The following is an 18,097-nucleotide window of genomic DNA, read 5'->3' on the forward strand; positions in this document are numbered from 1 at the left end:
GCAGGCCAAGACCCGGCCGCCACTGGCCTTGAAGAAGGTGACTGCAATGAACCCCCATTTCGTGGAACTTCGCGACCTGAAAGTCGCCTTCGACGGCGTTACGGTCCTGCACGGCATCGATCTGACCGTCGGCCCCGGCGAGGCGCTGGGACTGGTCGGCGAATCGGGTTGCGGCAAGTCGGTCACCTGGCTCGCCGCCCTCGGCCTTCTCCCGGGCAAGGCCAGCGTCACCGGTTCGGTCAAGGTCGACGGCCGGGAAATCTGCGGCGGGTCGCGCAGCGTGCTCGAAGGCGTACGGGGCGGCCGCATCGCCATGATCTTCCAGGACCCGTCGAGTTCGCTCAACCCCGTGCTTCGCATCGGCCGGCAGATCACCGAGGCTCTGACGCTCCATCGCGGGCTGTCGGGCGAGGCCGCCAAGGCCGAGGCCCTGAGGCTGATGGACATGGTCGGCATTCCCGATGCCCGCCGGCGCTTCGATCTCTACTCGCACGAGTTTTCCGGCGGCCAGTGCCAGCGACTGATGATCGCCATGGCGCTTGCCGGACAGCCGGACCTTCTGATCGCCGACGAACCGACCACGGCGCTCGACGCGACGATCCAGGCGCAGATCCTAGACCTTCTCATCCAGCTTCGCGCCGAGACCGGCATGGCGACCGTCTTCATCAGCCATGATCTCGGCGCCGTCTCCCAGGTCTGCGACCGTGTCTGCGTCATGTATGCCGGACGGATCGTCGAGCAGGGCTCCATCGAACAGCTGTTCTCCGAACCGCGCCATCCCTATACCCGCGGCCTGTTCGACGCGATTCCGCGCATAGATGGCCCGCGCAACCGCCTGATCCCCATTCCCGGAACCGTGCCCAACCCGAAACACCTGTCCGCCGGCTGTGCGTTCGCGCCCCGCTGCGCCCATGCGGAGGACGCCTGCGGCTGGCAGCGCCCGGCGCTGGAGCACCAGGACGACGGTCGACGGCTCGCATGTTTCAACCCGGTCGCAGCGGCCCGCTCCGCGCCCGCACGGCAGATGATGCTGGAGGACGTTTAAGTGGCCGCGCCCCTGATCAAGGCCGATGGCCTCACCCGCGTCTACCAGTTGCGGCGCGGCCTGTTCGGCAAGGCAACGCCCGTGCGCGCCGTCGACGGCGTCTCGCTCGAGGTCATGCCGGGCGAGACGCTCGGCATCGTCGGTGAATCCGGTTCCGGCAAATCGACCCTCGGCCGTATGCTGCTGGGCATCGATCCGGCACAGTCCGGAACGGTTACCTTCGAAGGTAAGCCCATGCCGGAATTCGGCACGGCGGAATGGCGGGCGCTCAGGGCGAAGATGCAACTCGTCTACCAGGATCCGCTGGCGGCCCTCGATCGGCGCCTCACCATCGCCGCCCAGATCGGCGAGCCGCTCGACATCCACGACCTCCTGCCGAGGGAGGCACGCGCTGCCCGCGTCGAGGCGCTGATGATGGATGTCGGCCTTCGGCACGACCAGGCCGACCGCTACCCGCACGAACTGTCCGGCGGCCAGCGCCAGCGTGCCGTCATCGCCCGGGCGCTCGCCTCGCGGCCAAAACTGATCGTCTGCGATGAACCCGTCTCGGCGCTCGACGTCTCGATCCAGGCGCAGGTGGTCAACATGCTGCGCGATCTCCAGGAGGCAAACGGCATCGCCATGGTCTTCATCAGCCACGACCTGAAGGTGGTGCGCAACATAGCCGACCGCGTCGCCGTCATGTATCTCGGCCGGATCGTCGAGGAAGCCTCCTCCGACGTAATCTTCGCCTCGCCGAAGCATCCCTATACCCAGGCGCTCGTCTCCAGCGTGCCGGTTCCCGGCAAGCCGCTCACCGGCCGAACGATCCTCCAGGGCGAACCGCCGAACCCGGCCAACCGGCCGTCCGGCTGCGCCTTCCATCCGCGCTGTCCGCTGGCAACAGACATCTGCCGCACCACCGTGCCGGCGCTGCGCACCATCGGCGTCCAGCGAACGGCCGCCTGCCACCTGGTCGAAGGCGCAGACGCGCCGATCGCCGCTTGAGGAGACGACCATGATCCGCTTCGTCTTCATCCGTCTGCTGCGCGCCTTCGTCACCATCCTGGCCGTCGTCACCTTCGCCTTCGTCGTCCTGCGCATGTCCGGCGATCCCGCCCAGGTCATGCTCGGCCCCGACGTGCCGCAGGATGCGGTCGACGCCTTCCGCAAGGCCTGGGGCCTCGACCAGCCCTTGTGGATCCAGTACCTCGCCTACATCCAGTCGATCTTCAGCGGCGATTTCGGCGTGTCGATGCGCGACAAGGCGTCCGCCCTGCAACTGGTGCTGGAACGCATTCCCGCCACCCTGCAGCTGACCCTTCCGGCGCTCGTGCTGAAACTGCTGATCGGCATCCCGGCCGGGGTCTATGCCGCGCTTCACCGCCAGAGCATCATCGACCGTGGCGTGATCATGCTCTCCATCCTCGGCTTCACCATTCCATCCTTCGTCATGGGCCTGCTGTTGGTGCTGATCTTTTCCGTGAGCCTTGGTCTCCTTCCCTCCGGCGGACAGGACACCTGGATGCACGGCCTGCTGCCGACGATCACCATGAGCATTGGCGGGATCGGCATCCTCGCCCGCTTCTCGCGCAGCGCCATGATCGAGGTGATGGGCCAGCCCTATATCCGCACCGCCTCCGCCAAGGGGCTGAAATGGCCGGACGTGGTCTGGCAACACGCGCTGCCGAACGCCGCCGTGCCGATCGTCACCATCGTCGGCTTCATGGTCGGCTCGCTGATCGCCGGCGCGGTCGTGGTGGAATCGATCTTCTCCTGGCCGGGCATTGGTCGCCTGCTGGTTGTTTCCGTCGCCAACCGCGATCTCGCGGTCGTCCAGTGCATCCTGTTGATGATCGCCGCGACCATGGTGATCTCCAATCTCATCGTCGACCTGCTCTACGGCTGGCTCGACCCGCGCCTTCGCGCCCAAACCGCCCATTGAGGAAAACGTCATGAGCTCGACAGACATGGCACAGGCGCAACCGCGAAGCGGCCACGGCACCGGCGTCTTCTCCACCCTTCGCTGCAACGTTCCCCTCTCGATCGGGCTCGGCATCCTGTGGCTTGTCGCCATGGTACTCGTCGCCATCTTCGCCGACCTGCTGCGTCCCTACGGCATTACCGCGATGGACCTCACCAACCGCCTCGCCGCCCCCGGAAACGTAAAGCACTGGCTCGGCACGGACGAACTCGGCCGCGACGTGCTCGCCCGCCTGATCCAGTCGATCCGCGTCTCGCTCGTCATTGCCTTCAGCGCCACCATCCTCTCGGCGGTGTTCGGCACGGTGCTGGGCTTTGCCGCGGCCAAGTTCCGCGGCTGGGTCGAACACCTGGTGCTGGTGCTCGCCGATTTCCAGGCGGCCCTGCCCTTTCTCATCATGTCGCTGGCCGTTCTCGCCTTCTTCGGCTCGTCCATGCTGCTGATCGTCTGCCTGATGGGCTTCTACGGCTGGGAGCGCTATGCGCGCATTGCCCGGGGCCTTGCCATTTCCGCCAGCGCCCAGGGCTATGCCTCGGCCGTCGTGCAGCTCGGCGCCACGCCGCTTCGGGTCTATTTCCGCCACATCCTGCCCAATGTCGCCTCAACGCTGATCGTCTCGATGACGCTGACCTTCCCCGAGATTATCCTGATGGAAAGCGGCCTTTCCTTCCTCGGCCTCGGCGTCCAACCGCCCGAAACCAGCCTCGGCAACATGGTCGGCTTCGGCCGCGAATACCTGACGCGTGCGCCGTGGATCATGCTCGCGCCCGCCGTCGTCATCATGCTGACGACGCTTTCCATCTCGCTGGTCGGCGACTGGCTGCGCGACAAGCTCGACCCGACCGTGCGCTGACCCCCTTCTCAACCCCAGATCCTTCAGGACCAAGCTCATGACACTGATCACCGGCCATCGCGGCGCCCGCAATCTCTGGCCCGAGAACTCGCTTCAAGGCTTCCGCAACGTGCTGGAGCTTGGCGTCGATGCCGTCGAATTCGACGTGCACCTCACCGATGCCGGCGAACTCCTCGTCATCCACGACGCGACGCTCGAGCGCACGACCGAGGGCCAGGGCCCGGTCCGGGCGCTGACGCCCGAGGCGCGCCTGAACGTCAAGCTCAAGGACAGCGACGAAACGATCCCGACGCTGTCCGACGTGCTTTCGGTTCTGGCGGCGGCCGACGGCCTGCCCCTGCACGTCGAGATCAAGAGCGACGAGACCGGCACGCCCTATCCGGGCATCGTCGAGAAGATCGCGGCTGAACTTGCGGCCCAGGGCTTGGCCGGGCGCAGCTACCTGACCTCGTTCGACGTCTCCGTGCTCGAAGAATGCCGCCGCATCGCCCCGGACATCGCCCGGCTCGTCTCGGTCAACGCCGCCTGGGCCGAAAGGCAAGGCGGCCTGAAGAGCTTCATCAAGCAGGTCGAAGGTCTCGTCGAGATCGTCGCCATCCATCACGAACTGATGGAGGCCGAATGGGACCTGATCACTGGCCTGCTGCCGCTTCATCGCCTCTGCGTCTGGACGCTCAACGACGAGGCGCTGATCGGCAAATGGCTGGAGCGCGGCATCGGCCACCTGACCTCCGACAGCCCCGACCTCGCCCTTGACCTGCGCGGCAAGATTTCCGCTGCCGCTTGAAACCCTAACCCAACCCCAATCCCCCGATCCCAGTCTAGGAGTGAGAACATGAGCAACATCATCGCAACCGGCTTCAACGCCGCCTCGAACAATGGCGAAATGCAAAGCCTCGGGGACGACCTTCGGGCGCTCGCCGACATGGGCGTCGACACCGTCGAACTGGGTGTCACCACCCTCGACCTGATTGCCGGCGGCCGCATCATCAAGGATCGCGCCGAGCGCCTCGTCGCCCTCACCAAGCAATTCGACTTCCGCTACACGGTACACGGCCTCGTCTCGTCCAACTTCATGGACCCCGCCACCTGCCGCTACCAGATCGACGCGGCGAAGGCGCTGGTCGAGATCTGCGACCGGATCGATGCCCGCATCCTCGTCCAGCACGGCGGCTGCCTGCGCGCCGACCAAATCTTCGACCGAGCCGCAGCCGACCTGCGCGAGCGCGAAGCCCTCTTGGAGCTCGCCGAATTCGCCAGGCCCTACGGCGTGCGCATCGCGCTGGAAAACATCTTCACCACCGAGCACGGCCAGTATCGCCAGACGCCGGCCGAGGTCGCCGAGACGGTCAAGGCGGTCAACCACGCCAATGTCGTCGCGCTCATCGACTTCAGCCATGCCTATATCGAATCGACCTATCGCGGCCTGAACTTCCGCGAACAGATCGCCGCCATGGCGCCGGTTGCCGGCCATCTGCACCTGCATGACAGCTTCGGCCGCCCCCAGGGCTTCTACAAGGGCTTCCACCTGCAGGAAAACACCGCGATGGGCATCGGCGACCTGCACATGCCGCTCGGCTGGGGTGACATCGACTGGGAAGACATCTTCAGCGAGCTCGATTTCCTGCCCGGCACGGTCGCAATGATGGAAATCGGCGCACGCTACCGTGCCGAACAGCCGGAAAGCCTAGAGCGGGCCCGCCAGTTGATGGCGCTCAACAATCGCCAGAAGTCCATCGCCGCCGAGTGATCGTCCGGCCGGAGCAGACAGGCATGGCCGCCGCGGAGAACACGGCGGCCAATCGCGTTTCAGGACATTCGGCCGATCCCTTTTTGGGCTGCCATCACGAACGATCCGCGACCCCGCCAGACTTTCGCAACGACATAGCAAGCGAGACAGATGTCGACACTCGAGGAAATCGCATCGCGAGCCGGCTGCTCCATGGCCACGGTCAGCCGGGTGCTCAACCGCAGCGGACCGGTCAGCGAGGGCATGGTGCGGCGCGTGCGCAAGGCGGCCTCCGATCTCGGCTATCACCGCATCGAACGCACCCTTCCGCCGGGGCGGCGCCGGCCGGTGATCGGCGTGCTCATTCCCAGCATCACCAATCCTGTCTTCGCCGCCTCGCTGTCCGGCATCCAGAACCGCATGCGGGTCTCGGGCCACGGCGTGCTGATCGCCCAGTCCGACTACGACCCGTCGCGCGAGGCCGATGCCGTCGACTATCTTCTGGCGGAAAGGCCGACCGGCCTGATCCTCACCGTGTGCGACCCGTTGAAGAGCCAGTCGACCCTGCCCGCCTTCCTGCCCCCGACCGTGCTGCTCAACAACCTGCCGACGTCCCGCTTTCCCGCCGCCGTGACGACCGACAACCGGCTTGCCGGGCGCGAGATCACCACGCATCTGATCGAACACGGGCATCAGCGGATCCTGTTCGTCTCGGGCCGCTTCGAGAGTTCCGACCGCGCCAGGCTCCGCTATGAAGGCTACCGAAACGCCATGGAGGTGGGCGGGCTGCCGATCAAAGAAGCCCTGCAGATCTCATTCACCACCGGCTACGACGACCTCGACCTCGCCCAGGCGATGTCGCTTCACCGCCCGACCGCCATCATCGCCTCGAACGACCTTCTGGCCCTGGGCGTCATCAGCGCCCTTCGCCGCGAAGGGCTTTCGGTTCCCGGCGACGTCTCGGTGGCCGGCTTCGACGGCATCGCCATCGGCCGGCTGGTGCATCCGCCCCTGACGACGATCGAGATGGCCGATGCCAGCATGGGCGCAACGGCGGCCTCCCTGCTCCTCGACATCGCCGAAAACTCGGCAACGCCCCGCCATCTCACGCTCGGCTACAAACTGAATGCCGGCGGCACGGTCCGCCAGATCGGCCAGGGTTGTTGATCCGAGTCTTCCAACGATGGAAAACGGCTGAGAGAAGCCATATCCTCGACAAGAGGCAAGTCGTTCTGGTCGTCTATGGCACGGTGATCGGCGTCCGCTTCTCTTCTCCCCAGCGGGGAGAAGGTGGCGCGTGGCGCCGGATGAGGGGGCGAAGCCCCTGACCAAACGACCGGAGCATGACGTGTGCTACCGCGGACAGCCGACCAAAGCGCGCCCAGAACCGACACCAGCGACCGTGGCGTGGCCCAGGGGACCCCCTCATCTGCCCTTCGGGCATCTTCTCCCCGCTGGGGATAAGAGGAATCCGGGGACCCCACCGTGAATTCAGCCGTGGCATAGTGAAACGCCGGCATGCGCTTGCCAAAAGTGTGACGCGCCGCTGATGCGAGCGACGCGTCTTTCGTCAGGTCGTCCGTGACGAAGCAACAGGCTTAGCTGCGCGGCAGCAGGCCTTCGACTTCGGCGGCGGCATCGTCGAGGGCTTCCTTCGGCTCGGCCGACTGCTCGACCACGCGCGACAGGTTCTCGACGATGGTCTGGGTGACCTTCACGCCGTTCGAACCGGGGAAGGCATACCAGGGCTGCATCAGCGGCATCTGCTCGAGGCCGGCGCGGAACAGCGGGTTTTCCTTGTAGAAGTTGCCGAGATAGTCGGGCGACTTGGCGGCAAGCTCGTTGTTCGGCACGTAGCCGGTGCCGGGAACGACGACCGATGCACCGTACGGGCCGGCGGCGAACTTGATGAACTTCCAGGCGGCGTCCTGCTTTTCCGCGTCGCGGGTCAGCATGACGGCGGCGTTGCCGCCGGTCGGCAGCTTGCCGTTGACCGGATCGATCAGCGGGATATGGGCGGTGCGCAGGTCGAACTTGTCGCCGACGTTCTTGATGGTGTTGCGCAGCGCGCCGGTGGTCTGAAAGGCAAAGCCGACCTTGCCGGCAACGAAGGCCTGTTCGCCGGCCTGCTTGGTGAACACCGGAAGGCCACCTTCCTTGACCATGCGGTCGACCAGTTCGAAGGCCTTGACGCCTTCCGGACCGTTGAAGGCCACGCTGCTTTCGTCGTCGTTCAGCATCTTGCCGCCGGCACCGAACAGCAGGGCCGAGAACATCCAGTCGTCGCCCTGCCAGCGGAAGTCGATGCCTTCATTGCCGTCGCCGAGCGCCTTGATCTTGGACGACAAGGCGATGACCTCGTCCCAGGTCTTCGGCGGCTGGTCCGGATTGCCGCCGACTTTGCGAACGAGATCGGCGTTGTAATACATGATCGGGTTGGAGGTGGCGAAGGCGAGGCCGACCTGCTTGCCCTGGACCTGGGCGAGCTTCAGGATGTTATCCGAGAAGCCCTGCTCGGCCATGTTGCCGTCCTTGGCCATGAACGGTGTCAGATCAACGGGGATGTCGCGCTCGTTGACCATGCGCAGGCGGTTGAGGCCGATGAAAGTGACATCCGGCATTTCGGCCGTGCCGGCCTGGCGCATGATGGTCTGGATGCCTTCCTCATAGGTCGCCGAGGGGTTGGCAAAGGTGATCTTGATGTCCGGGTTTTCTTCCATGAACTTCTTCGAGATCGTGTCCATCACGTCCTTGAAGAAGCCCGGCATCGGATAATGCACGTTGAGCGTGGTCTCGGCATGGGCAGGCATGCTCACGGACAGCGTCACCGCTGCCGCGGCGAGCGCCTTCTTGAGATAGGTCATCGCAGGTCTCCTTGGGTTTCGACCGATCAGCCTTTCAGACCGGTCATGGTGATACCCTCGACGAAGCGCTTCTGCGCGAGCAGGAAAGCGAGCACGAGGGGAAGGGTGATGATGAGGGTGGCCGCCATCAGCGCGCCGTAGTCGTCGCCGGCTTCCGCCGCGCGGAAGTAGAGGAGCCCGAGCGGCGGCGTGGCATAGGCCTGGTTGGTGACGACGATCAGCGGCCAGAACAGGTCGTTCCAGTGGGCGACGACCGAGAAGATCGCAAAGGCGGTGATCGCCGGCCAGGCATTCGGCACCACGACCCGCGCCACGATGCCGGCCTCCGACATGCCGTCGAGGCGGGCCGCATGGATGAGATCGTCGGGAATGCCGCGGAAGAACTGCAGGAAGAGGAAGATCGCGAAGACCGAGATGGAGAAGGGCGCGACCAGGGCGAAATAGCTGTTGAGCACCGACAGCCGGTCGAAGGCGACGTAGAGCGGCAGCGCCGTCGCATGGATCGGCACGAGCAGGCCGAGCATGACCAGCGCCATCATCAGGCGGGCAGCCCGAAACGACAGCTTGGCCATGGCATAGGCGCAAGGGATCGCCACCAGCACCTGGACGACGAGGATCAGGCCGCAGACGATCACCCCGTTCAAGAGCAGGCCGCCCATCGACACCCGGCCGAAGGCCTTGGCAAAATTCTCCGCATAGGACCAGGTCTGCGGGATGAGGTTGAGCGAGGAGGAGAAGATCTCGCTCTGCGCCTTGCCGGCGGTCGAGATCATGAAGATGTAGGGCGCCAGGAAGACAATGGCGCCGAGGGTCAGCAAAGCAAGGCGCAGGGCGCGGCCGGGCGTGAAACGATCGGTCATCATCATGCGTAGTGCACCTTCCGGTCCATGACGCGGTATTGGAGAAACATCAGCGACACGAGGATCGCCAGGAAGATGACCGTCATCGCCGAGGCGTAGCCGACCTTGAGGAAGACGAACCCCTCCTGGTAAATGGTGAAGAGCAGCACTTCCGACGCCTTGTTCGGACCGCCTTCGGTCAGTGTTTTCACGGTCTCGAAGACCTTGACCGAATTGATGATGCTGATCGTGGTGACGAACAGCGTGGTCGGCCCGAGCATGGGCCAGGTAACGAGACGGAAGCGGGAGAGCGCCGAGCGTGCACCGTCGACTTCCGCCGCCTGGTAAAGCTCGCGCGGGATGGCCGAGAGGCCGGCGAGGAACAAGACCATGTTGAAGCCGGTGGCCTGCCAGATGCCGATGATCGACAGGCTGGTCATCACCGTGCTCGAGGCGCCGAGCCAGTTGGGCCCGTCGATGCCGATGAGCGCAAGCGCGGTGTTGATCGGGCCGATGGTCGGATGGAAGAGATATTGCCACACCGTCGCCATGGCGACGAGCAGCGAGGCGACGGGCAGGAAGAAGGCGGTGCGGAACAGGCTCTTGCCCCAGCCCTCGGATTCGATCAAAAGCGCGATGCCGAGCCCGAGTGCCATCGACGTGGGCGCGACGATCGCCGCATAGACCGTGGTGTTCCACAGCGATTTCTTGAAGGTGCGGTCCTTCAGGAGATCGGCATAGTTCTCGAAACCGACGAAGTTGAAGCTGGCATAGCCGAGCTCGAAATCGGTGAAACCGAGAAAGATCACGGCGATCGTCGGCAGGATGACGAACAGCAAGAGCAGCAGGACGGCCGGCGCCGCAAGCAGCAGGGCGATGCGCGCCTCACGACGTTTCGCCGCTTCGGCAGCGGAGCGCGCAACCGGCGGCCGGCCGGCATCGAGGGCCAGACTAGCCATGCAGGACCTCCGACCGTTCGGCAGAGACCATGGCGATGCTGGCGGAAAGCCGCTCGCCGTTTTCGTCGAACAGCAGAATGGCGGCGGGGTCGAGTTTCACATCGATGCGCTGGCCGGCGGCAAGGCCAACCGCCTCGGCGGGCGCGATCTTTGCCACGACGATGCCATCCATGCCGACAAGCCGTGTGAAGACCACCACTTCCGAGCCGAGGAATTCCAGCCGCTCGATGCGGGCCGGCAGGCTTCCTTCACCGGCCGGCGCGAGCGCCACGAATTCCGGACGGAAGGCGACCGTCACCGGCGCGCCGGACTTCAGGTGGAGACGGGTCGCAAGGCGGATGTCGCCAGCCTGCACCAGGCCCTTGTCGTCCACCACGGTCGACAGGACGTTGATGCGCGGCTGGCCGAGGAACTTGGCGACTTCGAGGTGGGCCGGATCGTCATAGATCCGGCGCGGGCTGTCGAGCTGCAGCAGGCGTCCGCCGATCATCACGGCGACGCAGTCGGCCATGGAGAGAGCCTCCGACTGGTCGTGGGTGACATAGAGCGTCGGCACGCCGGCCTTGCGGTGCAGCTCGACGATCTCGCCGCGCGCATGAACGCGCAGGTTGGCGTCGAGGTTCGACAGCGGCTCGTCCATCAGGAAGACGCTGGGTTGGCGCACCATGGCGCGGGCGAGCGCCACGCGCTGGCGCTGGCCACCCGACATCTGTCCCGGCTTGCGGTCGAGCAGATGGTCGATCTTCAGGGAAAACGCCATGTCCTGCACCTGGCGCTGGATGTCGGCGCGGATCTGCCGCTGGCCCGCCAGCATGCCACCCAGCAGCGGCAGGCGCCCGGCCGTCGACAGGCGCCGCATGGCGAGCGGAACGGCGATGTTCTGGCCGGCGGTCAGGTGCGGGTAAAGCGCGTAGGACTGGAACACCATGGCGATGTTGCGATCACCGGCTGCCCTGCCGGAGACTTCCTCGCCGCCAATGACAATCTCGCCATGGTCGGCATGATCGAGGCCGGCGACAATGCGCAGCAGCGTGCTCTTGCCGCAGCCGGACGGTCCGACCAGCGCGATGAACTCGCCCGCCTCGGCCTCGAGGCTGACACCCTTCAGGATGCTGTTGCCGCCATAGGACTTGTTGATGTCGCGAAGGCTGAACGCGCTCATTCGGCCGCCTCCGTCGCAGCCGCGGCGGCATTGCGCGGATAGACCTCGTCGATCACCTCGTCGAGCACATGGGCGATCATGCCGGAGACCGCGACGATCTCGCTCGTCACGTCGTCCTCCAAGTGATGGATCACGCCTCCGACGAGGCGCTCGCCCGGCATTTCGCGCTCCAGCTTGTCGATGATGAAGGAGGTCGGCGGCGCCCAGAGCAGCTGGGTGGCACCCAGTTCGCCCTGCCAGGTCCAGTGCAGGTGGCCGCTGGCATAGAGCGCCACGTCATGGGCGGCGATGAGGTCGAACAGGCGCTGGCGTTCGGCGGGGCGGGCACCCCAATAGCCGGTATCGCCCTCGGCCGGATCGTCGACGAACAGCGGCTTGTGGGCGAAGATCGCCACGCGGCGGCCTTCGCGACCTTCCAGCGTCTCGACGAGCCAGTCAAACTGCGCCTGTTCCTCCGCATGGCCAGACCCGATCAGCAGGCTGTTGAGGCCGATCAGACGCCAGCCGCCAATATCCTTGGCGAAGCGATCGGGACCGGCAAGGCGGCGCCAGCGTTCGAGCCGGACATCATCGATCGGCTGGTTCGAGCCGGGCATGTGACCGACGTCGTGATTGCCGGGAACGACGAGCACCGGCACGTCGAGTTCGCCGAGCAGCCCCATGGAGAAGACGATGTCGTCCGCCTGGTCGGCGCCGTCGATGGTAAGGTCGCCGGTGTGCAAGACGAGGTCGGGCTTGACCGCCTCGATCCAGCGGCGAATGGGCTCCCAGTTGCCGTTGAAGTGCGGCTTGGACGGGCTGAAATGCGTATCGCTGATCTGGACGATTTTCATGGGCTGGCACCTTGTCGACGCGGGATTGCAGCCGGATCTGAAGCGAAGCCGGCACTCTCGGCGATGTGTTTAGGGGCTCAGCGTGTCAGCCGCTTGAGAGGCGTTTCAGTGTTCTTCCAATATCGTCATCGAAGTTTCACAAGGTCCTGCCCCCGCGCCACCCGCCTCGGGACCACTTGCCATCCCTCACAAACATGATAATTCCGTTCAGGATAATCGGGCACGGGTGTCCGGAACCCGACCCGGTCCGCGGGACGATCATTCAAGGTACAGGCCTCCGGACGATCCGATCCCGTGCCTTGTTTCCTGAGCGTGCCACGCATCTCTTAAGGCGGAGACATATCCGAAGTGACCTATCGACACTCCATGACATGCCGGACCGACGGAATCCAGCCCGTGGCTCCGGCCAAATGGCGCGGGCTGGAGGGGCTCGTCGGCGTGTTCTGGGACGCAGAGGGGCAGGCAGGCGCCAACGCCTACTACCTCTCTCCCGACCCGCGCATCGTGATCTTCTTCAACGAGGTTTCCCCCCATATCCGCATGTCGAACCGGGAGAGCGGCTTCGGGCAGCATGACCGACCGATGACGCGGGCGCTATACGTGCCGGCCGGCGTCCCGCTGTGGACAAGATTTACCAGCCCCCATCGCTTCTCGCATCTCGACCTGCATTTGCACAGGGACCGCCTGCTGCGCTTCCTGACCCCTTCGGTGGGCGGCTCGGTGGCCCGCTCGATCCTCCGGCGTCCGGTGGAAATCCAGGATGTCGGGCCCATCGCCACGCTTGCCGGTCTGGTCGTCGACGAAGTCTCGAAACCCAGGCGTCATGCGGCCTATGCAGAGAGCCTGGTCGGCAGCATCGTCACCGGTCTGCTCGACATCCCCACGGACGAGGATGAAACGGCCAATGGAAGGCTGACCCAGGCGCAGATGAACAAGCTGGTCTCCTGCGTCAACGCGAGCCTGGACCGGCGCATGACGGTCGCCGAGATGGCCGAGGTCGTCGGCCTCTCGGAAAGCTGGTTCTCCACCGTCTTCCGGCAGACGACGGGAAAGACGCCGCTTCAGTGGCAACTCGGCAGGCGCATCGAGGCGGCGCAGGCCCTGCTGGTCAAGGGCGACCTCAGCCTCGTCGACATCGCGGCCCAGCTCGGCTTTTGCGATCAGGCCCACCTGACCAAGGTGTTCCGCCAGGTCGTCGGCCAGACCCCCGCCACCTGGCGTCGTGCGCAGGCATCATCCTGAAACAGCAAGCCCACCCGAACCATTCGGGTGGGGCCGATCGCTTACCAGGTCTGGCGCAGCGTCGCGTAGATCGTGCGGCCCGGATTATAGTAATAGGCCCCACCGTCATCATTGGCGATGTGCTTCTCGTCGAACAGATTGCTGACGTTCAGCTGGAAGGTGGTGTTCTCCTGGATCTTGTAGGTATAGGCCGCATCGAACACCACCGCGCCGTCCGACTCGCGGGTATTCGCGTTGTCGAAGTAGTACGAGCCGATATAGCGAGCCCCGAGCCCGAAGGTCATGTCGCCACGACGTCCATCGCCTTCCAGCGTGTAGGTGCCCCATAGCGAGGCCAGATGCTCTGGCACCTGGGCGAAACGGTTGCCGTCATAGGCGCCACCCTTCTCGACGATCTGTGAATCGATGTAGGAATAGGCGGCGATTACGCTGACATTGTTCGTCACCTCCACCTTGGCCTCGAGATCGAGGCCGCGATGGCGGATCTTCTCGACCGTCGCCGGCAGGTATACCGGCGCTTCGTAGGTCGTGATGTTCTCCATCGTCAGGTCGTAGACGGAAGCGGTGATGAGGCCCGGGAAGGCGTCCGGTCGATACTTGATGCCGACCTCATACTGCTTGCCGGCAGTGGGCTCGGTTCCGGTGCTCGGCGGGGCGACCGACTCGGCATAGCTGGTATAGACCGCCAACTCCTCGGTGATCTTGTAGGACAGACCGAAGCGCCGCGTCATTTCGCTGTAGTCACCGCTTTCCGTGGTGTTTGCCAGCCGATCCGTTTCACTAAGATCGAGCCAGTCATTGCGCAGCCCGACGCTCGCGGTCAGCTTGTCGTAGAAGGTCAGATCCTGCTGCAGATAGAGCGCCTTGGTCTTCTGGTTGTTTTCCGTGCTGCTATAGGGCGAAAGAGCGCCTGGCCCGCCCCAGTAGACCGGGTTCTCGAAGTCGATGTCAGGGGCGGCGACGTAGTAGTTGCTGCCGACCGAGTCGAACTTGTTGTATTCGGCGCCGACAAGGGTGCGGCTTTCCACGTTGTTGAAATTCGTCTCGTAAAGCAGATGCGCGTCGATGATGAACTGCTCGGTCGACTTCTCGCTGCCGAAGTAGGAGCGGTTCACCATGGTATCCGCCGGGTCGTCGGCACCCAGCGCATCCCAGATGTAGGCGTAGCCGAATCCGGTGTCGGACTTGCTGTAGCGCGCACTGGAGTTGAAGGTCAGGCCGTTGCCGAAATCGTGGTCGAACATGACACTGTAGGTGTTCCTGTTCGTCGTGTCGTAATTGTAGTCCGGCTCGCCGAAGAAACTGTCCCTGTCGAGATCCGTGCCGCGCGGATGACCGCCACCGCTCGGCGTACCGTCCCGGTCCAGATGATCGAAGACGAAGGTCAGGCTGGTCATGTCGGTCGGACGCCAGGTCAGGCCGCCCATGATGAAGTTCTCGTCGTCCTGCGAAAAATCGTACTCGGCGTCGGAGCGCTGGAACTTGCCGGTCAACCGGTAGGAGAGGGTATCGTCCTCGGTGAGGTTGTCGCCGAAATCGAAGCCGGCCTCCTTGTGTGAGAACGAGCCGCCCGTGCCGTAGACCTCGCCGAAGCGTTCGCTCTTCGGCACCTTCGTCACATAGTTCACCGACCCGCCCGGATCGGAAACCCCGAATCCGGTGGAATTGGCGCCCTTCAGCACTTCGATGCGCTCGAAGGCATAGGGCTCCTCACGTAACCCACTCCAGGTGCGGCCGATCACCATTCCATCGCGATAGGTGAACGGCGTGAAACCGCGGATCTTGAAATAATCGTAACGGTCATCCGAGCCGTAATAGTCGGTAACCACGCCCGATGTGTATTGCACGACCTGCTCGACGCTATTCGCGCCGCGCTCCTGCACCTCCTTGGCGGTGATGACGGAGACGGAGGCGGGCGCCACCAGGATATCCGTCGGCATCTTGCCGACGCCCGTGGTCTTCGTCGCGACGATCGTCTTCGAATCGTCGTCGCTGCCGCTGGCACCGCCCTGAACGGTAATCGTCTCGAGAACGGTGGACCCGTTCGCGCTTTCCGCCTCCTCGGCCTTCAGCGCGGCCGGAGCGAAGGCGACCAGTGCCGTGCAGCCCAACAGGACGGCGGTGCGGTAGCGGATGGAAACCTGTCCCGGGTTTCCGGCTGTTCTTACTCTTGCCATGTCTGGCTCCACAATTTCTTGACGTATGCAATGCCGTCAGCCGGCAGGGGCGCCGGCCTGGCCGAATGGGTGGGTCGGGAGAACATCGCGTGCGCGAACCTCCGCCCGTCCCGGCAAACGAGATCCCCTCTCGGTCGCGGCAGACGGCAGAGACTGTCCGATATCCCCTTCAAGGGGCTTTTAACTTGAGAAAATTTGTCCGGTATTGTAGTTTTTCCGTATTTTGTAGGATTCCCCGGAAAGTTCGTTCTCCTTCCGCGGCTTGCCCGGCAACATGCTTGACCTTGCCTGATGAAGCTGACAGAAAAAGTCAACTTAAAAACGTCGAGAGTTGACGCATGTCCTGCTTCCTCCGCTTGTGCCTGTTTCTGGTCGCCGCATGCCTGCCGCTTCTCGCGGCGGGTGGCGCCGGCGCCGGGGAATCCGTCTTCCCGGTGACGATCAGGCACGCACTCGGAACGACCGTCATCGCGAAAAAACCCGAACGGGTGGCAACCGTCGCCTGGGCGAACCACGAGGTCCCCCTAGCGCTCGGCATCGTTCCTGTCGGCTTTGCCGCCGCCAATTTCGGCGATGACGACGCTGATGGCCTCCTGCCCTGGGTGGCGGAAAGACTGGCCGAACTGAAGGTCGACATGCCGGTCCTGTTCGATGAAGGCGACGGCATCGATTTCGAGGCCGTCGCCGCCACCAGGCCCGATGTGATCCTGGCCTCCTATTCGGGCCTGAGCCAGGCCGACTACGATACGCTCAGCCAGATCGCGCCCGTTGTCGCCTACCCCCAAACGCCTTGGTCGACCGATTGGCGCGACATGATCCGCCTCAACAGCGCCGCTCTCGGCATGGCGAGCGAGGGCGAGGTGCTGATCGCCGAGATCGAGGCGAAGATTGCCGCGGAAGTCGCCGCCCATTCCGACCTGAGGGGCAAGTCGGCCATGTTCGTCACCCATCTCGATGCCACCGACCTCAGCATGGTCAATTTCTACACCACCCACGACACGCGCGTCAGGTTCTTCAAGGATCTCGGCCTCGCAACGCCGAAAAGCGTTACCGACGCCTCGGCGGGCAACAGTTTTTCCGGGTCGATCAGCGCCGAACGGATCGACGCCTTTGACGACGTCGACATCGTCGTGACCTATGGAGACCACCAGCTTATTGAGGCAATGAGCGCCAACCCGCTCCTGGCGCGCATGCCGGCCGTCGCCCACAACGCCGTGGTCACGCTCGGCAGGGATCCCGTCGGCACGGCGGCCAATCCCACGCCGCTGTCGATCGCCTGGGTGCTCAAGGACTATGTCGCCTTGCTTGCCGAAGCGGCCCGAAAGACGAAATGACCGCCGGAGATGGGACGTCCCTCACGCCTGCCGCCGTCGCGGCACGATCGAACCGCATGCGATCCCTCGGGTTGGCGGCGATGATCGCGGCCGTCGCTGCTCTGTGCGTCATGTCGCTCGCGATCGGCACGCGCGACGTCGCCTGGTCCGACATTCTTGCCGCCTTGCACGGGCAGGTCGACAGCATTGGTCAGGCTGCGGTCGCCATGCGCATCCCGCGCACGGCGCTTGCCCTCGTCGCCGGAGCGGCGCTGGGTCTCGCCGGTGCCGTCATGCAGGGCGTGACGCGCAACCCGCTGGCCGATCCGGGCATTCTCGGCGTCAACATGGGTGCGTCGCTGGCCGTCGTCATTGCCGTCGCCTGGTTCAACATCACCTCGGCCTATGCCTATATCTGGGTGGCCGTTCTCGGTGCGGCCTGCTCCGCCGTCTTCGTCTACACCATCGGCTCCCACGGGCGAGGCGGCGCAACCCCTCTCAAGCTCGCCCTTGCCGGCGCGGCGACCTCGATCGCCTTCGCCTCGCTGGTGATCGCCGTGGTCCTGCCGCGCAACGACATAGCCGGCGGCATACGTGCCTGGCAGGTCGGCGGTGTCGGAGGAGCGACCTTCGAGCGCATTTCCCACGTCCTCCCCTTCCTGCTCGTCGGTTTTGCCATCAGCCTCTTGTCGGCCAGGAGACTGAACTCGCTGGCGCTGGGCGACGACCTGGCGGCCGGGCTTGGCGAGCGCGTTGCCGTGGCCCGCGCCGTCGCCGCCCTGGGAGCCGTCCTTCTTTGCGGCGCGACGACGGCGATCTGCGGCCCGATCGGCTTCGTCGGGCTGGTCGTGCCGCATGTCTGCCGCCTGTTCATCGGCATCGATCATCGCTGGCTCTTGCCGTTCTCGGCTCTCGGCGGCGCCTGCCTGCTGCTGGCGGGAGATGTGCTTGGGCGCATCGTGGCGCGACCCGCCGAACTCGATGTCGGCATCGTCACCGCCCTGGTCGGAGCACCCTTCTTCATTTGGATCGTCAGACGGCAGAGGGTTCGGGACTTGTGACTTTGCCCTTGGCATCCACCGACGGGATCGCAGCAGGCCGCCGCCGTCGCGCGCGCG

General features: G+C 64.8%; 16 protein-coding genes. 10 read left to right on the forward strand and 6 right to left on the reverse strand.

Going from position 1 to position 18,097, the window contains the following annotated elements; genetic code table 11:
* Window positions 1–46: 46 nt before the first annotated feature.
* The 7 genes from RHIZ70P_RS11645 to RHIZ70P_RS11675 all read left to right on the forward strand — a co-directional run bounded on the left by RHIZ70P_RS11645 (window position 47) and on the right by RHIZ70P_RS11675 (window position 6,757).
* Window positions 47–1,045 (forward strand): ABC transporter ATP-binding protein, encoded by a 999-nt coding sequence (locus RHIZ70P_RS11645; RefSeq protein WP_115670466.1) that lies wholly within the window; start codon window positions 47–49, stop codon window positions 1,043–1,045.
* The gene (locus RHIZ70P_RS11650) at window positions 1,046–2,032 is read left to right on the forward strand and encodes an ABC transporter ATP-binding protein (RefSeq protein ID WP_181904001.1); all 987 of its coding nucleotides are present in this window, start codon (window positions 1,046–1,048) and stop codon (window positions 2,030–2,032) included. It begins immediately after the preceding gene.
* Window positions 2,033–2,042: 10 nt separating this feature from the next.
* Complete coding sequence (locus RHIZ70P_RS11655) at window positions 2,043–2,969, forward strand: ABC transporter permease (RefSeq protein ID WP_115670467.1); 927 nt, start codon at window positions 2,043–2,045, stop codon at window positions 2,967–2,969.
* A gap of 10 nt (window positions 2,970–2,979) precedes the next feature.
* Window positions 2,980–3,861 (forward strand): ABC transporter permease, encoded by an 882-nt coding sequence (locus RHIZ70P_RS11660; protein WP_115670468.1) that lies wholly within the window; start codon window positions 2,980–2,982, stop codon window positions 3,859–3,861.
* Window positions 3,862–3,898: 37 nt separating this feature from the next.
* Window positions 3,899–4,648 (forward strand): glycerophosphodiester phosphodiesterase family protein, encoded by a 750-nt coding sequence (locus RHIZ70P_RS11665; protein ID WP_115670469.1) that lies wholly within the window; start codon window positions 3,899–3,901, stop codon window positions 4,646–4,648.
* 48 nt (window positions 4,649–4,696) lie between these two features.
* Window positions 4,697–5,611, forward strand: coding sequence for a TIM barrel protein (locus tag RHIZ70P_RS11670; RefSeq protein ID WP_115670470.1), 915 nt, complete (start codon window positions 4,697–4,699; stop codon window positions 5,609–5,611).
* Window positions 5,612–5,761: 150 nt separating this feature from the next.
* Window positions 5,762–6,757, forward strand: coding sequence for a LacI family DNA-binding transcriptional regulator (locus RHIZ70P_RS11675; RefSeq protein WP_115670471.1), 996 nt, complete (start codon window positions 5,762–5,764; stop codon window positions 6,755–6,757).
* A 431-nt stretch (window positions 6,758–7,188) separates the two neighbouring features.
* On the opposite strand, the gene RHIZ70P_RS11680 is transcribed toward RHIZ70P_RS11675, so the two are convergent.
* The 5 genes from RHIZ70P_RS11680 to RHIZ70P_RS11700 are packed head-to-tail and all read right to left on the reverse strand — an operon-like array spanning window position 7,189 to window position 12,247.
* Window positions 7,189–8,454 carry an ABC transporter substrate-binding protein gene (locus tag RHIZ70P_RS11680; protein ID WP_115670472.1) on the reverse strand — a complete coding sequence of 422 codons (1,266 nt, stop codon included), beginning with the start codon at window positions 8,452–8,454 and terminating at the stop codon, window positions 7,189–7,191.
* Between the two features lie 26 nt (window positions 8,455–8,480).
* The gene (locus tag RHIZ70P_RS11685; RefSeq protein WP_115670545.1) at window positions 8,481–9,317 is read right to left on the reverse strand and encodes a carbohydrate ABC transporter permease; all 837 of its coding nucleotides are present in this window, start codon (window positions 9,315–9,317) and stop codon (window positions 8,481–8,483) included.
* Complete coding sequence (locus RHIZ70P_RS11690; protein WP_115670473.1) at window positions 9,317–10,252, reverse strand: carbohydrate ABC transporter permease; 936 nt, start codon at window positions 10,250–10,252, stop codon at window positions 9,317–9,319. Before RHIZ70P_RS11690 ends, RHIZ70P_RS11685 begins: the two co-directional genes overlap by 1 nt.
* A complete protein-coding gene (locus tag RHIZ70P_RS11695; RefSeq protein ID WP_115670474.1) occupies window positions 10,245–11,414 on the reverse strand; it encodes an ABC transporter ATP-binding protein in 1,170 nt (389 codons plus the stop codon). Before RHIZ70P_RS11695 ends, RHIZ70P_RS11690 begins: the two co-directional genes overlap by 8 nt.
* Window positions 11,411–12,247, reverse strand: coding sequence for a metallophosphoesterase family protein (locus RHIZ70P_RS11700; protein ID WP_115670475.1), 837 nt, complete (start codon window positions 12,245–12,247; stop codon window positions 11,411–11,413). Before RHIZ70P_RS11700 ends, RHIZ70P_RS11695 begins: the two co-directional genes overlap by 4 nt.
* A 348-nt stretch (window positions 12,248–12,595) precedes the next feature.
* Between RHIZ70P_RS11700 and RHIZ70P_RS11705 the strand changes: the two genes are divergently transcribed.
* Window positions 12,596–13,489 carry a helix-turn-helix domain-containing protein gene (locus RHIZ70P_RS11705; protein ID WP_210209738.1) on the forward strand — a complete coding sequence of 298 codons (894 nt, stop codon included), beginning with the start codon at window positions 12,596–12,598 and terminating at the stop codon, window positions 13,487–13,489.
* Window positions 13,490–13,530: 41 nt separating this feature from the next.
* On the opposite strand, the gene RHIZ70P_RS11710 is transcribed toward RHIZ70P_RS11705, so the two are convergent.
* The gene (locus RHIZ70P_RS11710) at window positions 13,531–15,666 is read right to left on the reverse strand and encodes a TonB-dependent siderophore receptor (RefSeq protein WP_115670477.1); all 2,136 of its coding nucleotides are present in this window, start codon (window positions 15,664–15,666) and stop codon (window positions 13,531–13,533) included.
* 338 nt (window positions 15,667–16,004) lie between these two features.
* On the opposite strand from RHIZ70P_RS11710, the gene RHIZ70P_RS11715 reads away from it, so the two are divergent.
* Together RHIZ70P_RS11715 and RHIZ70P_RS11720 are read left to right on the forward strand one after the other, a co-directional pair.
* Window positions 16,005–17,000, forward strand: coding sequence for an iron-siderophore ABC transporter substrate-binding protein (locus RHIZ70P_RS11715; protein ID WP_115670478.1), 996 nt, complete (start codon window positions 16,005–16,007; stop codon window positions 16,998–17,000).
* Window positions 16,997–18,040 (forward strand): FecCD family ABC transporter permease, encoded by a 1,044-nt coding sequence (locus RHIZ70P_RS11720; RefSeq protein ID WP_115670479.1) that lies wholly within the window; start codon window positions 16,997–16,999, stop codon window positions 18,038–18,040. Before RHIZ70P_RS11715 ends, RHIZ70P_RS11720 begins: the two co-directional genes overlap by 4 nt.
* Window positions 18,041–18,097 lie beyond the last annotated feature (57 nt).

The sequence above is a fragment of the Paenirhizobium selenitireducens ATCC BAA-1503 genome, assembly GCF_900492185.1.
Taxonomy (GTDB): Bacteria; Pseudomonadota; Alphaproteobacteria; order Rhizobiales; family Rhizobiaceae; genus Allorhizobium; species Allorhizobium selenitireducens_A.